Raw genomic sequence first — 14326 nt, forward strand, 5'->3', positions numbered from 1 at the left:
GATCACAGCGGAGCCGTACGAATCCTGCCGGACCGGGCGGCCGTGCCCAGCGCCGCGAAGTCCCGCTCGTTCTGGTCGGCGTAGGCCTGTGCGAACGCGGTGAGCGCGCGGTCGAAGCGGTCGCTGCCGCCCAGGTAGGCCGCGACGGCGACGGGGTCGCCCGAGCGGGCGTGGGCCCGTGCCAGGCTCGCCCCGCACAGCCGCGCGAACAGCCGGAGCAGGCCGGGGTCCATGGTGTCCGGCCGTGCGATGCCCTTCCAGTCGCGCAACTGCCGTACGTAGAAGTCCCGCTCGTGCCCGTCGAGCCCCACGGCGTGCGTCCAGCCCAGCAGGATGTCGCTGGTCGTCTGGATCAGCCGCTGCCCCGCCACCACGCGGCGGCCCTCGTTGTCGTAGCGGATGCCGACGGTGTGGGCGGCGAGCACCGACTCCTGTGCCTCCTTGGCCTGGAGCAGCAGCGGATCGTCGTCGTCCCGGCCGAGCAGGAGCACGATCCAGCAGCGGGTGCCGACGCTGCCGACGCCCACCACCTTGCGGGCGATGTCCACCGGACGGAAACGGCGCAGCAGGTGCCGGCGCTCGGACGACAGGGTCCGCGCGTACCCCTCGAGGACGCCGCGCAGCTCCTTCTCCTGCCCGTGCCGGGAGGTGCCGGTCACCAGGTCCCTGAGCGGGGTGATCAGCGGCGGGTCGGGCGCGATGCGCCGGCCCTCGGCCGTGGTCCGGGTGAGCTTCGTGAAGGCCTGGAGGTGGGTGCGGGTGCGCGCCTTCGCCGTCGCCTCGGCGGTGCGGCGCCGCGTGTCCTTGGACATCGACGCGGCCATCAGCTCCCGCAGCCGGTCGGCGTCGTCCTGCGCGTACCAGATGTCCAGGGTGCGCATGCCGGCGAACTCCCGCATCCGCTGCCGGTAGGCCCGTACGCACGCCCCCACCGCGCTGTTCTGCTCCGCGGTCGTGAAGCCGTTGGCCCGGCCCGCGATGGCGAAACTGGCCGCGAGCCGTTTGACGTCCCACTCGAACGGCCCGGCCAGGGTCTCGTCGAAGTCGTTGAGGTCGAAGACCAGATGCCGCTCCGGCGAGGCCAGCAGCCGGAAGTTCAGCAGATGGGCGTCGCCGCAGAGCTGCACCCGCAGCCCCGTGTCCGTGGTGGCGCCGAGGTCCGCCGCCATGATCGCCGCCGCGCCCCGGTAGAAACGGAACGGGGACTCGAGCATGCGGCCGTAGCGGATCGGCACCAACTCCGTCACGCGCGTGGCCGACTGGCGCTCCACCACCTCGACCGGGTCGAACCGGTCCGGCCCCGCCTCGAAGGAACCGTGGGACGAACGCGGGACCCGTCGCCGCGCGCTCCGGCCCTCGGCCGCCCGCTCGGCCGGCGACAGGAAGGTCGTGAAGGGGCTCGATACGGTCATGGCTCAGCCCTCCGGCCGCGAGGAGCGATCCTCCGGCGACTCGCGTCCCTGCCTGCGCAGCCCGGCCTGGACGGCACCGGCCAGGATCCGCGCGGCCACGCCCACCAGCAGCAGCCCGCCCGCCATCTGGACCATCGCCAGCACCCGACCCGTCTGGGAACGGGCGGTGATGTCGCCGTACCCGACGGTGGCGAACGTGGTGAGCGTGAAGTACAGGGAGTCCGTCTTGGTCAGCGGCTCGCTGAAGGAGCCCGGCGTGGTGTGCTCCACCAGGAAGTAGGAGCCAGCGAAGAGCAGGAGGAACAGGGTCAGCGTGGTGGCCAGGGTCTCGACGGCCTTCAGCCGGGGGTAGGGCGAGTGGACGGTGGCCCGCACCTCCCACCAGAAGACCACGACGACCAGCAGCAGACCACCGGCGAGCAGCGCCGAGGTGCCGTCCGTGCTGCGCCCGTCCAGGGGGAGCACGTAGTAGACGGTGACGAGTCCGGCCGCGATGAGCGCGGTACGCACGAGGACGGCGATCGACGCGCGCCGGCGTGGACCCCCTCGCCGCCGGTGCCGGTCCCGCACCGGCCGGGGCCGGGCGGACTCGGGCCGGGCGGCCGCTGGATCGTTCATCTGGTGTCTCTCGGTCCGGTGGGGTGCGCTGTTCCACCTCACCGCGACGGCGCCGCGTACGGATCACCCGCGGCGGGTGAACCGGTGGCCGGCGGCGCGCGCGACGCTGGCTGCCCGAGGCGGGCAGGGATCCGCGACGTCCGCGGGCCGCCGGTCCTCGCACGAGGAGGAGTCATGACGATGTCGCCCGGTCAGGCACCGCGCACCGGAGCGGAACACGGGCTCGCGGGACCGGCGTCCGATCCCGCGCGGATGCTGGCGGCACTGGGGGGTTCCTGGACGGGGGGCGTCCGAGTCTCCCTCGCCGGGCCGACCGGGCGATCACCTGCCCCGGGTGAGGCGGCCCCGTCCCGTGAGCGCGCACGCTGAGTACGGCACGAACAGCTGCCGGACGGGCGCCCGGTACGGAGGAGTGACATGAGCGCGATGACCTACCTGGCCTACGACTTTCCGTTGTTGAGCGCCTTCTGGGCGATGCTGTGGTTCTTCCTGTGGATCATGTGGTTCGTGCTGCTCTTCAGGGTCGTCTTCGACGTCCTCCGTGACGACTCCCTGAGCGGCTGGGCCAAGACCGGCTGGCTGGCGTTCTGCATCGTGCTGCCCTTCCTCGGGGTGTTCGTCTACGTCATCGCCCGTGGCAAGAACATGGGCCGGCGGGAAGTGGCCCAGGCCCGCGCGCAGCAGCAGGCCTTCGACAGCTACGTACGAGAGACCGCCAAGGGCGGCGGGGAGCGGGGGAGCAGCGTCGACGAACTCGCCAGGCTCTCCGAGATCCGAGCCCGCGGCGACATCACGGACGACGAGTTCCGCAGGGCGAAGGAGCTGGTCCTGAGCGGCTCCGGCTCGTCGGCGCCGTGACCGCCGACAGAATCGAGGCACGGGGTCGACATGCTTCGATCTGGTTCTGTGGTGGTGATCGCGATCTGAGGGTTCATGAATCCGTGAGGCCGGAGCGGCCCTCCGTCCGGGCGGCTGAACCCGCCCGGACAGCGGGGGCCGGCTGCGCGGCGTCCGCCGGGCGCGGCCGACGGCGACCGCACGACCCGTGCACGGCTCGGCCACCGGCTCGCCGGCCGAGCGCGGGGTGAGCGGAGCGGGTGCTCAGGCGCGCGTGCGGACCAGCAGCAGGGCCACGTCGTCGTCGGGCTCCGGGCTCAGCGCGCTCAGCAGACTGTCACTGGTGCGCTGCAGGCTGGGCCCCGCGTTCCGCAGCAGGTGGGCCAGCGTGCTGAGGCCGGTGTCGATCGGCTCCCCGCGCTTCTCGACCAGCCCGTCGGTGTACAGGGCGAGCAGGGAGCCCGGCGCGAGGTCCACCTCCACGGTGCCGAAGTCCACGCCGCCGACCCCGAGCGGCACACCGCCCGGCACGTCGACGAGTTTCGCGCTGCCGTCCGCCCCGGCCAGCACCGGCGGCAGATGACCGGCGCTGGAGAGCTCGCAGACACCGCGCCCCAGGTCGCACACGGCGTACACGCACGTGGCGATCGCGTCTCCCAGCGAGCCGGCGATGTCGTCGAGGTGCCGCAGCAGCTCGGCGGGCGGCAGGTCGAGGCGGGCCAGCGCCCGGGTCGCCGTGCTCAGCTGCCCCATGATCGCGGCGGCCTGGACGCCCTTGCCCATGACGTCCCCGACGACCAGCCCGGTGCGTCCCGGCCCCAGCGGCAGTACGTCGTACCAGTCGCCGCCGACCTCGCTGAGGGCCGGGCGGTAGCGGGCGGCGATGTCGAGCCCCTCCCGCTGCGCGGGCGTGCCCGGGAGCAGACTGCGCTGCAGGGTCAGCGCGGTGCCGCGTTCCCGGCCGTAGAGGCGGGCGTTGTCCATGCAGATGGCGGCGCGGGCGGCGAGTTCCGAGGCGAGCGCCAGGTCCCGGTCGTCGAAGGGCCGCTCACTGACCGTGCGGTACAGCGAGAGCGTGCCGAGCACCTTGCCCCGGGCCATCAGCGGCAGCGCCAGGTACGAGTGGGCACCGGCCTCGTGCAGGGCCTGGGCGGCCCGCGCGTCCCGGGCCAGATGCCGCATCATCTTGGTGTCCACGCGCTCGACCAGCACCGGGCGGGCGCTGCGGACGCACTGTGTGATGACCCGCGACGAGCCGTACGTGGCCAGCTCGCCCACCGGGTCGGCGGCGTGGATGGCGTTGGTGGGATAGCCCGCCGCGACGGCCAGCGCCCTGAACTCGGCCGGTGCGCCGCCGGACACGGGTGTGATGATGCCGTGGGCCACGACCGACTCCAGGACGTCGACGGCAGCCAGGTCCGCGAGGTGCGGTACGACCACGTCGGCCAGCTCCCGGGCGGTCTGCTGGAGGTCCAGCGTCGTGCCGATCTTCACCCCCGCGTCGGCGATCACCGACAGGTGCTGGCGTGCCTGCGCGACCTCGGCCGCGGCCTGCTGGCGCTCAGTGACGTCCAGAACTGCCATCGCCAGGCCCAGTACCCGGCCGTCGGTGCCCTCGATGCGGTGGTACGACTCCGAGTAGGCCCGTTCCTCGACGTCCGCGACCGTACGGCCGACGGTCTGCTGGTCGAGCAGGGGGCTGCCGGTCTGAAGCACGTGCCGCATCCGGGACTCGATGGCCTCCACGTCCAGGCCCGGGAGCACCTCGCCGACCCGGCGGCCCAGCAGGGCCTCCTCGGGCACACCGTTCATCCGCTCCAGCGCGGGGTTGACCCCGACCCAGCGCAGGTCGTTGTCGAAGACGGCGATGCCGAGCGGGGTCTGGTTGACGAGGCTGTGCGAGAGGGCGAGGTCCCGCTCCACGATCCGTACGGTCGTCGCGTCCGTGGCCAGGCCCAGCAGGTGGGGCTGGCCGTCGGGGTCGAGGAGCCGCATCGTGCGGAACTCCACGGCGCGGTCCGTGCCGTCGCGGTGCCGCAGCGGGAACACACCGGCCCAGCGGGCCCCCGAGCTGACCTGCGCGAACAGTTCCCTGCCCCGGGGCCGGTTCTCGGGCGAGATCAGGAGCGTGTCGGCGCGCTGCCGCAGGGCCTCCTCGGCGGTGTAGCCGAGCAGTTGCTCGATCTCGGGGCTCCACAGGGCGATGTGCCCGGTCCCGTCCAGGACCACGGCCGCGACCTTCAGCAGGTCCATCAGCCCGCCGGGCGCGGCCGCGACGGCATCGCGATCCGAGGTCGCATACCCGTTCATGCGAGCCGCTCCTCACCGGCGCGGCAAAAAGGTCCGGCCAAGATCCGTTGCGCAGGCTGTCCGATGAGGTCACATTACGGTCGGAGCAGCGACACTGTCGCGCCGAAATGGCACATTGCGAAGGCCGGTACACAGGGAGAGGGAGCGGCATCTTGGCTGACTGGACGTTGCGGGAGAGTCTGGCCACCGCGTCGGGCACGGTGCGCTGGGGGCGGCTCGGCGACCCCGGCGGCGAGCCGGTCGTGCTGCTGCACGGGACGCCCTTCTCGTCGTACGTGTGGCACGAGATCGCTCCGGCACTCGCCGCCGCCGGCCACCACGTGCACGTGTGGGACATGGCGGGCTACGGCACCTCCGACATGTACCCGGACCAGGACGTCTCGCTGGGCGCCCAGGGCCGGATCCTCACCGGGCTGCTCGCGCACTGGGGGCTTGGCGAGCCGTCCGTCGTCGCGCACGATTTCGGCGGATGCGTGGCCCTGCGCGCCCATCTGCTGCACGGGGCCCGCTACCGGCGGCTCGCGCTGGTCGACCCGGTGGCCCTGGAACCCTGGGGGTCCCCCTTCTTCCGGCTGGCCGGGAAGCACAGCCACGTCTTCGAGCAGCTCCCGTCATCGCTGCACCGGGCCCTGGTACGGGAGTACGTCACGTCCGCGAGCCACCTCGGCCTGCGCCCGGCGGCGCTCGACGCGCTGGTGGAGCCCTGGACGGGGGAGCGGGGACAGGCCGCCTTCTACCGGCAGATCGCACAGGCCGACCAGCGCTACACCGACGAGATCCAGCCGTTGTACCCGACGCTCGACCTGCCCGTCACGGTGTGCTGGGGCACCGAGGACACCTGGATCCCCTTCGCCATGGGGCAGGAACTGGCCGGTCTGATCCCCGGCGCCCGGCTGGTGCCCGTCCCCGGGGCAGGCCACCTCGTCCCGCTGGACGCGCCCGCCCGGCTGACGAGCGAGGTGCTCACCTTCCTCGCGGCCTGAGGGGGCCTTCGATCGAGGACGTCAGAGTGCCGGAGGATGCGGAGAACCATCAGGACCGCACAAAGTCCGACGGGATCATTGCTTCGGTTGTGTTCGAGTCCTAGGGTGTGCCTGCTCAGCAGTTGCTCTGTCACCGTCAGTTGCACGTGTCCCAACAGAAACCCCCATCACGGGTGGGCAGTTGGGGACCGCGTCTGACGTGCCCTCAGCCCGTGCAGCACCCTGTCGCACCGAGGAAGGCCACGGTCATGCCGCACCCGCTCCCGTCCCCCGCCGACCGGCCCGTCGTCAGCCGCCGTCGTCTGCTCGAAGGGAGCGCCGCCGTACTCGGCGCGCTCGCTCTGTCCGGCTCGCCCGTCGCGGCGCACGCGGCCGGCCGGCGTCCGGCGGCCGACGGCCCTCCGGAGTGGAACGACGGCCTGGCCGTGTACCGCGTGGGCACCCAGCCGCCGCACACCACCCTCATGCCGTACGCGAACCTCCGGCAGGCCCTGGCCGGCGACCGCGAGCGCTCGCCGTACCGGCTGAGCCTGGACGGCAGGTGGAAGTTCGCCTACGCCGACCGCCCCGACGACCGGGACACCGACTTCTACCGCACCGATGTCGACGACTCCGGCTGGGACACCATCCCCGTGCCCTCGGCCTGGCAGCTGCACGGCTACGACTTCCCGATCTACGTCAACATCACCTACCCCTGGTGGGGCCCCAACGGCGGCGGCGAGAACGCCCAGCCGCCGGCCGCCCCCACCCGCTACAACCCCGTCGGCCAGTACCGCCGTACGTTCACCGTCCCCCGGAACTGGTCGGGCCGGCGCACCTTCCTGCACTTCGAGGGCGTCAAGTCGGCCCACTACGTGTGGATCAACGGCGAGCTGGTGGGCTACCACGAGGACTCCTACACCTCCGCCGAGTACGACATCACCCCCCACCTCAAGCCGGGCACCAACCAGATCGCCGTGGAGGTGTACCGCTACTCCGACGGGGACTGGCTGGAGGACCAGGACATGATCCGGCTGAGCGGCATCTTCCGCTCGGTCCACCTGTACTCCACCCCGAACGTGCACCTGCGCGACTTCAAACTGGACACGCCGCTCGGCGACGGCTACACCTCCGCCGAGCTCAAGGTCACCGCGCACGTGCGCGACTACGGCGGCGAGGGCGCGGGCCGCTACACCGTCGAGACCCAGCTCTACGACGCGCGCGGCCACGCCGTCTGGTCCCGGCCCCTGAACCAGCCCGTCGACGTCCCGGACGGCGACGAGGCCACCGCCGAGGCGTCCAGAGCCGTCCCGTCGCCGAAGCTCTGGTCGGCCGAGCACCCGAACCTCTACACCGCCGTGCTGCGGCTGCGCGACCCGTCCGGGAAGGTGGTCGAGACGCTCTCGCACCGGATCGGCTTCCGCGAGTTCGCGCTCAAGGACGGCCTGATGCGCATCAACGGCAAGCCGGTCTCCTTCCGCGGCACCAACCGGCACGAGATCCACCCCGTCACCGGCTCGGCGCTCACCCGTGCGCAGATGGTCGAGGACATCGAGATCATCAAGCGGCTCAACATCAACAGCGTCCGCGCCTCGCACTACCCCAACAGCCCGCTGTGGTACGAACTCGCCGACGAGTACGGCCTGTACCTCGTGGACGAGACCAACCTCGAAACCCACGGCATTCGTGACAAGTTCCCCGGCAGCGGCCACCGCGAGTGGACCGAGGCGTGCGTGGTCCGAGCCCGGAACATGGTCCACCGCGACAAGAACCACGCCTCGGTGGTCATCTGGTCCCTCGGCAACGAGGCGGGCGGCGGCACCACCTTCAACGCCATGTACGACTGGATCCACTCCTACGACCCCAGCCGCGTCATCCAGTACGAGGGCGACGACCGCCCGGGCATCAGCGACATCCGCTCCGAGATGTACGACAAGCCGCAGCGGGTCGAGCAGCGCGCCAAGGACACCAGCGACACCCGGCCGTACGTGATGATCGAGTACTCCCACGGCATGGGGAACTCCAACGGCAACTTCAAGAAGTACTGGGACCTCGTCCGCCGCTACGAGGTCCTCCAGGGCGGCTGGATCTGGGACTTCGCCGACCAGGCCCTGCGCTGGCCCACCCCGGCGCGGAAGCTGCTGACCGAGTCCGGCCCGGGCGCGCTGCGCGGCGAGATCATGGCACCGGCGGGCACCTTCGACCGCGCCAAGGGAGTCTCCGGCGGCACCGTCTTCCCCCGCGACAGCCGCCTCGACCTGACCGGCTCCCTCACGCTGGAGGCCTGGGTCACCCCGAACGTCACCGGCGGGCATCAGCCGCTCATCGCCAAGGGCGACACCCAGTACGCCCTCAAGCAGACCGACAAGAACCTGGAGTTCTTCATCCACGGCGGCGGCCAGTGGGTCACCGCGAGCTGGGCCCTGCCCGAGGGCTGGACCGGCAAGGAGCACCACGTCGCCGGCGTCTTCGACGCGGACGCGGGCACGCTCACCCTCCACGTCGACGGCCAGGTGCGCGGCACCCGGACCACCACCCGGCGCCCCGGTGCCAACACGGCGTCCCTGGCGCTCGCCACCGACATCGACAACCCGACCCGCGAGTTCAGCGGCACCATCCGCCGGGCCCGCGTGTACGCCCGCGCCCTCAGCGCCGCAGAACTGGCCTCGGACGGCCGCGGCCCGGACGACGAGGGTGTGCGGTTCTGGTTCGACGCCGCCACCGTCGGCGTCACCGAGAAGCGCCCGCGCGACAGGACGTTCTACGCCTACGGCGGCGACTGGGGCGACAACCCCAACGACGGCGCCTTCTGCGGAAACGGCATCATCACCGCCGACCGTGGCCTCACGGGCAAGTCCGCCGAGGTCAAGCAGATCTACCAGGCGATCAACGTCGCCCCGGCCTCGGGCGGCCCCGGGGCCGTCAGGCTCACCAACGAGTACCTGTTCACCAACCTCCGTGAGTTCGACGGCCGTTGGTCCCTCGTCGCCGACGGCAAGGTCGTCCAGCGCGGCCGGCTGACCCGCGACCAGCTGAACGTCGCACCGCTGACCGGCAAGGACATCAAGGTTCCGGTCCGGCTGCCCGCGAGGCCCGAACCCGGCACCGAGTACTTCCTGCAGCTCTCCTTCACCACCAAGGAGCGCACCAAGTGGGCCACGGCGGGCTTCGAGGTGGCCAAGCAGCAGCTGGCCCTCGACGCGGGCAGCCCGGGCGTGCGGCCGGCGCCGCTGCGCAGCGTGCCGGCCCTGCGGCACACCGACGGCGACACAACCGTCACGGTCAAGGGCAAGGGCCTCTCACTCACCGTCGACAAGGGCACCGGCCTCATCACCTCCTACGAGGCGGGCGGTGACCGGCTCATCACCTCCGGCCCCGTCCCGAACTTCTGGCGGGCGCCCACCGACAACGACCGGGGCAACGGCCACCACACCCGCAACCAGACGTGGCGCGACGCCGGAGCGAACCGGAAGGTGGCGGACGTCCGGGTGCGGCCCCTGGATGACCGGGCCGTTGAGATCACCGTCACCGGCACGCTGCCCACCAGCACGGCGTCCACGTACAGCACCACGTACACGGTCTTCGGCAACGGCGAGATCAAGGTCGACAACACCCTGCACCCGGGCGCGGCCAGCCTTCCGTACCTCCCCGAGGTCGGCACCCTGCTGTTCCTGCCCCGCCGCCTGGACCGGCTGCACTACTACGGCCGGGGCCCGGAGGAGAACATGTGGGACCGCAACAACGCCACCGACGTCGGCCTGTACTCCGGGACCGTCTCCGGGCAGTGGACCTCCTACCTGCGCCCCCAGGAGAACGGCAACAAGACCGACGTCCGCTGGGCCGCGCTCACCGACCGCGGCGGGCGCGGACTGCTCGTCTCCGGTGAGTCGCTGCTGGAGGTCAACGCCTCGCACTTCACTCCGGAGGACCTGTCGGTCGGGGCCCGCCACGACTACCAGCTCGCGCCCCGGGACGCGGTGGTCCTCCGGGTCAACCACCGCCAGACGGGCGTGGGCGGTGACGACAGCTGGGGGGCACACCCCCACGACGAGTTCAAGCTGTTCGCCGACCGCGACTACGAGTACACCTACCGGCTGCGTCCGCTGACGCGCGTGAGCGAGGCGATGGACGCCTCGCGACGGCGGACGGCCACCGAGTAGGACGAACGGTGTGACAGCGGCGCCGCCTCAGTCGGCGGCGTCGCTGAGGCCCAGGCGCAGATGCTCCACGTGGTATACGGCCTGGTCGAGCAGCTCGGCGACATGGTGGTCGTGCAGCGCGTACACCACCGAGCGGCCCCGGCGCTCGCCGACGACCAGGCCCAGGTTGCGCAGCAGCCGCAGCTGGTGCGAGCAGGCGGACTGCTCCATGCCCACCTCGGCGGCCAACTCCGTGGCGGGCAGCGGGCCTTCGCGCAGGCGCGCCAGGATCAGCAGCCGGGAGGGCGTGGACAGGGCCTGGAGCGTGGTGGCGACCTTCGCGACGTTGTCCGCGTCCAGGCGTACGCGCTCGCTGGCGTCCTGCGCGGGGATGACGGCTCCATGACCCATGACGTCATCGTACCGGTCGCACGCGAACACATGAATGAATCTTCATCTGTCCCGGTGAGGCGGTGCTCCCCGGGCACGTCGATGTCGGATTCCCGCCAGCCCCGACCCGCCCGGTGCCCGATCCTGGACGCATGCAGATGGGGATGCACACCGACACCGAGCGCTGCGTGCGCGCCGTCCGGTCCAAGGACGCGCGGTTCGACGGCTGGTTCTTCACGGCCGTCCTGACGACTCGCATCTACTGCCGTCCCAGTTGCCCGGTCGTGCCGCCCAGGCCGGAGAACATGGTCTTCCACCCGAGTGCGGCGGCCTGTCAGCAGGCCGGGTTCCGGGCCTGCAAGCGCTGCCGGCCCGACACCAGCCCCGGTTCCCCGGAGTGGAACCAGCGCGCCGACCTCGTGGCCCGGGCCATGCGGCTGATATCCGACGGCGTCGTGGACCGCGAGGGCGTGCCCGGCCTCGCCGCCCGGCTCGGCTACAGCACCCGGCAGGTCGAGCGCCAACTGCTCGCCGAACTCGGCGCGGGCCCGCTCGCTCTCGCCCGCGCCCAGCGCGCCCAGACGGCCCGGCTGCTCATCGAGACGACGGCCCTGCCGATGGCCCGGATCGCCTTCGCCGCCGGCTTCGCCTCGATCCGCACCTTCAACGACACCGTCCGCGAGGTCTTCGCCCTCTCCCCGAGCGAGCTGCGTGCCCGCGTCCCGAAGCGGCAGGGCACGAGCACGCCCGGGGCGCTGTCCCTGCGCCTGCCGTTCCGGGCCCCGCTCAACCCCGACAACCTCTTCGGCCACCTCGCCGCGACGGCCGTACCCGGCGTGGAGGAGTGGCGGGACGGCTCCTACCGGCGCACCCTGCGGCTGCCGTACGGCCACGGCATCGTGGCCCTCACGCCCACCCCCGACCACATAGCCTGCCGCCTCACCCTCAGCGACCTGCGCGATCTGACCGTCGCCATCAGCCGGTGCCGACGGCTGCTCGACCTGGACGCCGACCCGGTCGCCATCGACGACCAGCTCCGCACGGACCCGGTCCTGGCGCCACTGGTCGACAAGGCGCCGGGCCGACGCGTCCCGCGCACGGTCGACGAGGCCGAGTTCGCCGTCCGGGCGGTGCTCGGCCAGCAGGTCTCCACCGCCGCCGCCCGCACCCACGCGGCCCGTCTGGTCACCGCGCACGGCGAACCGGTCGACGACCCCGAGGGCGGCCTCACCCACCTCTTCCCGGCCCCCGAGGCCCTCGCGGCACTGGACCCGGAGACACTGGCGATGCCCCGCACCCGCCGCACCACCGTCACCACCCTGGTCCGGCGGCTCGCCGACGGCGACCTGCGGCTGGGCGTGGAGAGCGACTGGCCGCAGGCACGTGAGCGGCTCCTCGCCCTGCCCGGCTTCGGCCCCTGGACGGCCGACGTCATCGCCCTGCGCGCCCTCGGCGACCCCGACGCCTTCCTCCCCACCGACCTCGGCATCCGCCACGCCGCCCGGGACCTGGGCCTGCCGTCCACGCCCGCCGCGCTCACCGCCCGCGCGGCGGCCTGGCGTCCCTGGCGGGCCTACGCGGTCCAGTACCTCTGGGCGACCGACAGCCACCCGATCAACTTCCTTCCGGCGTAGGGACCTTCCATGAAGCAGCACTCCGTGACCGACAGCCCGTACGGACCCCTCACCCTCGTCGCCGACGACGGAGTCCTGTGCGGCCTCTACATGACCGGCCAGCGCCACCGCCCACCGCAGGAAACCTTCGGCCCGCGCGACGACACCCTCTTCGCGGAGGCGGCGGAGCAACTGAAGGCCTACTTCGCGGGCGACCTGAAGGAGTTCACCGTCGAACTGCGCCTGACCGGCACCCCGTTCCAGCGCGCCGTCTGGGACCAGCTGCGCCGCATCCCGTACGGCGAGACCCGCACCTACGGTCAACTCGCCGACACCCTCGGCATTCCCGCCGCCTCCCGCGCGGTCGGCCTCGCCAACGGCCGCAACCCCATCGGCGTCATCGTCCCCTGCCACCGCGTCATCGGCGCGAACGGGAGCCTCACGGGGTACGGGGGCGGGCTGGAGCGCAAGCAGCGTCTGCTGGACTTCGAACGCGGGGCCGCCCTTTTCCAGCTCCCGACTCATCAAATTTGACTAGACTGTGGTCATGCCGCAGCAGACGATCCCGATCCTGCCGTGCCGGACCCTCCAGCCCGTCCTCGACTTCTACACCGCCCTCGGCTTCGAGGTGACGTACCGGCAGCGCAGCCCCAACCCGTACGCCGTCGTGGCACGCGGCGGCGTCGAGCTGCAGTTCTTCGCGATGAAGCACTACGAGCCGACCGCCTCGATCAGCACCTGCTACGTCCTGACCGACGACGTCGACGGCCTGTACCAGGCGTTCCGGGCCGGGCTCAAGGCGGCGTACGGCAGGATCCCCACCCGGGGCCTGCCGCGGATCGGGCCGCTCAAGGACATGACGTATGGCGTGCGGCAGTTCCTCATGACCGACCCGGGCGGCAACTGCGTCCGGGTGGGACAGCGCACCGGCGCGGACCGGCACCACGGGCCCGCCCCCGAGGAGACGTTCGCCCGGGCCCTGCACCACGCGTCCCTCCTGGCGGACTCCAAGGGGGACGCGGCGGGCGCCGCCAAGGTCATCGACCGGGCGCTGCGCCTGACGGACGAGACGCCGACGCGCGTGCAGCGGCTTCAGCTCCTCGTCCTGCGCGCGGACGTAGCCGGACGCCTCGGTGACGAGGAGACGGCGTCGACCGCCCTCGCCCGGGCCGCCGCGCTCGGCCTCACCGAAGCCGAGCGCGACCAGGCCCGGGACGCGCTCACGCGCCTGGACGATCTGCGGGCCGCGCCTGAGCCGTGAGGCCGCGCAACAGCTCCGGCAGAGCCGTGCCGATGGGATCGCGGACGATCTCGTCGGCACGGTCGTCGTACGGTGTCGGCTCGGCGTTGACGATGATCAGGCGGGCGCCGTGGTCGGCCGCGACACCGGCGAGACCCGCGGCGGGCTGGACCTGGAGGCTGCTGCCGACGGCGACGAAGACCTGGCAGGCCTTGCTGATGGCGGCCGCCTCGCCGAGGACGACCGGGTCGAGCCGCTCGCCGAACATCACCGTCGCCGGCTTCAGGATCCCGCCGCACCGCAGGCACGGCGGATCCTCCTCACCGGCCTCGAGGCGATCGAGCGCGTCCGTCATCGAGCCCCGGACATGGCAGCCGGTGCACACGAAACTGCGCGCCGTGCCGTGCAGTTCGAGCACCTTGCGGGCGGGCATTCCGGCGAGCTGGTGCAGCCCGTCCACGTTCTGCGTGATCACCCGCACCGGCACCCCGGACCGCTCCAGTTCGGCCACCGCCCGGTGCGCGGCGTTGGGCTCCGCCTGCAGCGTCCGGTTCGCGCGCCGCATCCGCCAGGAGCGCCGGCGGATCTCCGGATCGCCCATGTAGTACTCGTACGTGACGAGCTTCTCGGCCTCCGGATCCCGCCGCCACAGCCCGTTCGGCCCGCGGTAGTCGGGGATGCCGGAGTCCGTGCTGATACCGGCACCGGTGAGCAGGGCGACAAGGGGCTTGGCCATGTCGCCGAGGGTAGGCCGGGCCGTGGGGGAGCGGCGGGCGGATATCACGGTGCTGCCGATGCCGCGGTG

General features: G+C 72.2%; 11 protein-coding genes. 6 read left to right on the forward strand and 5 right to left on the reverse strand.

Annotated elements, in window-relative coordinates:
• Positions 1-2: 2 nt before the first annotated feature.
• Positions 3-1412 carry a DUF2252 domain-containing protein gene (locus ACZ5TL_RS03465; RefSeq protein WP_468587221.1) on the reverse strand — a complete coding sequence of 470 codons (1410 nt, stop codon included), beginning with the start codon at positions 1410-1412 and terminating at the stop codon, positions 3-5.
• Positions 1413-1415: 3 nt separating this feature from the next.
• Complete coding sequence (locus ACZ5TL_RS03470) at positions 1416-2030, reverse strand: potassium channel family protein (protein ID WP_468587223.1); 615 nt, start codon at positions 2028-2030, stop codon at positions 1416-1418.
• Positions 2031-2447: 417 nt separating this feature from the next.
• Here ACZ5TL_RS03470 and ACZ5TL_RS03475 point away from each other — a divergent pair, with 417 nt between their 5' ends.
• Positions 2448-2888, forward strand: coding sequence for an SHOCT domain-containing protein (locus ACZ5TL_RS03475; protein WP_468587225.1), 441 nt, complete (start codon positions 2448-2450; stop codon positions 2886-2888).
• 243 nt (positions 2889-3131) lie between these two features.
• On the opposite strand, the gene ACZ5TL_RS03480 is transcribed toward ACZ5TL_RS03475, so the two are convergent.
• Complete coding sequence (locus ACZ5TL_RS03480; protein ID WP_468587227.1) at positions 3132-5177, reverse strand: SpoIIE family protein phosphatase; 2046 nt, start codon at positions 5175-5177, stop codon at positions 3132-3134.
• A gap of 152 nt (positions 5178-5329) precedes the next feature.
• On the opposite strand from ACZ5TL_RS03480, the gene ACZ5TL_RS03485 reads away from it, so the two are divergent.
• Both ACZ5TL_RS03485 and ACZ5TL_RS03490 read left to right on the forward strand, forming a co-directional pair.
• Entirely contained in the window at positions 5330-6160 is an 831-nt protein-coding gene (locus ACZ5TL_RS03485) for an alpha/beta fold hydrolase (RefSeq protein WP_468587228.1), read from the forward strand.
• Between the two features lie 248 nt (positions 6161-6408).
• Complete coding sequence (locus ACZ5TL_RS03490; protein WP_468587230.1) at positions 6409-10299, forward strand: glycoside hydrolase family 2 TIM barrel-domain containing protein; 3891 nt, start codon at positions 6409-6411, stop codon at positions 10297-10299.
• A 27-nt stretch (positions 10300-10326) separates the two neighbouring features.
• On the opposite strand, the gene ACZ5TL_RS03495 is transcribed toward ACZ5TL_RS03490, so the two are convergent.
• The gene (locus tag ACZ5TL_RS03495) at positions 10327-10689 is read right to left on the reverse strand and encodes an ArsR/SmtB family transcription factor (protein WP_468587232.1); all 363 of its coding nucleotides are present in this window, start codon (positions 10687-10689) and stop codon (positions 10327-10329) included.
• Between the two features lie 131 nt (positions 10690-10820).
• On the opposite strand from ACZ5TL_RS03495, the gene ACZ5TL_RS03500 reads away from it, so the two are divergent.
• From ACZ5TL_RS03500 to ACZ5TL_RS03510, 3 genes are read left to right on the forward strand one after another with little or no spacing between them, the layout of a single operon-like run.
• Positions 10821-12302, forward strand: a complete 1482-nt coding sequence (locus ACZ5TL_RS03500) for an AlkA N-terminal domain-containing protein (protein WP_468587234.1) — start codon at positions 10821-10823, stop codon at positions 12300-12302.
• Between the two features lie 9 nt (positions 12303-12311).
• Entirely contained in the window at positions 12312-12815 is a 504-nt protein-coding gene (locus tag ACZ5TL_RS03505) for a methylated-DNA--[protein]-cysteine S-methyltransferase (protein ID WP_468587236.1), read from the forward strand.
• Between the two features lie 13 nt (positions 12816-12828).
• The gene (locus ACZ5TL_RS03510; protein WP_468587238.1) at positions 12829-13542 is read left to right on the forward strand and encodes a bleomycin resistance protein; all 714 of its coding nucleotides are present in this window, start codon (positions 12829-12831) and stop codon (positions 13540-13542) included.
• Here the strand turns inward: ACZ5TL_RS03510 and ACZ5TL_RS03515 are convergent.
• The gene (locus ACZ5TL_RS03515) at positions 13502-14257 is read right to left on the reverse strand and encodes an SIR2 family NAD-dependent protein deacylase (protein WP_468587240.1); all 756 of its coding nucleotides are present in this window, start codon (positions 14255-14257) and stop codon (positions 13502-13504) included. The two genes, ACZ5TL_RS03510 and ACZ5TL_RS03515, sit on opposite strands and share 41 nt — an antisense overlap.
• Positions 14258-14326 lie beyond the last annotated feature (69 nt).

The sequence above is a fragment of the Streptomyces sp. NPDC033136 genome, assembly GCF_055578235.1.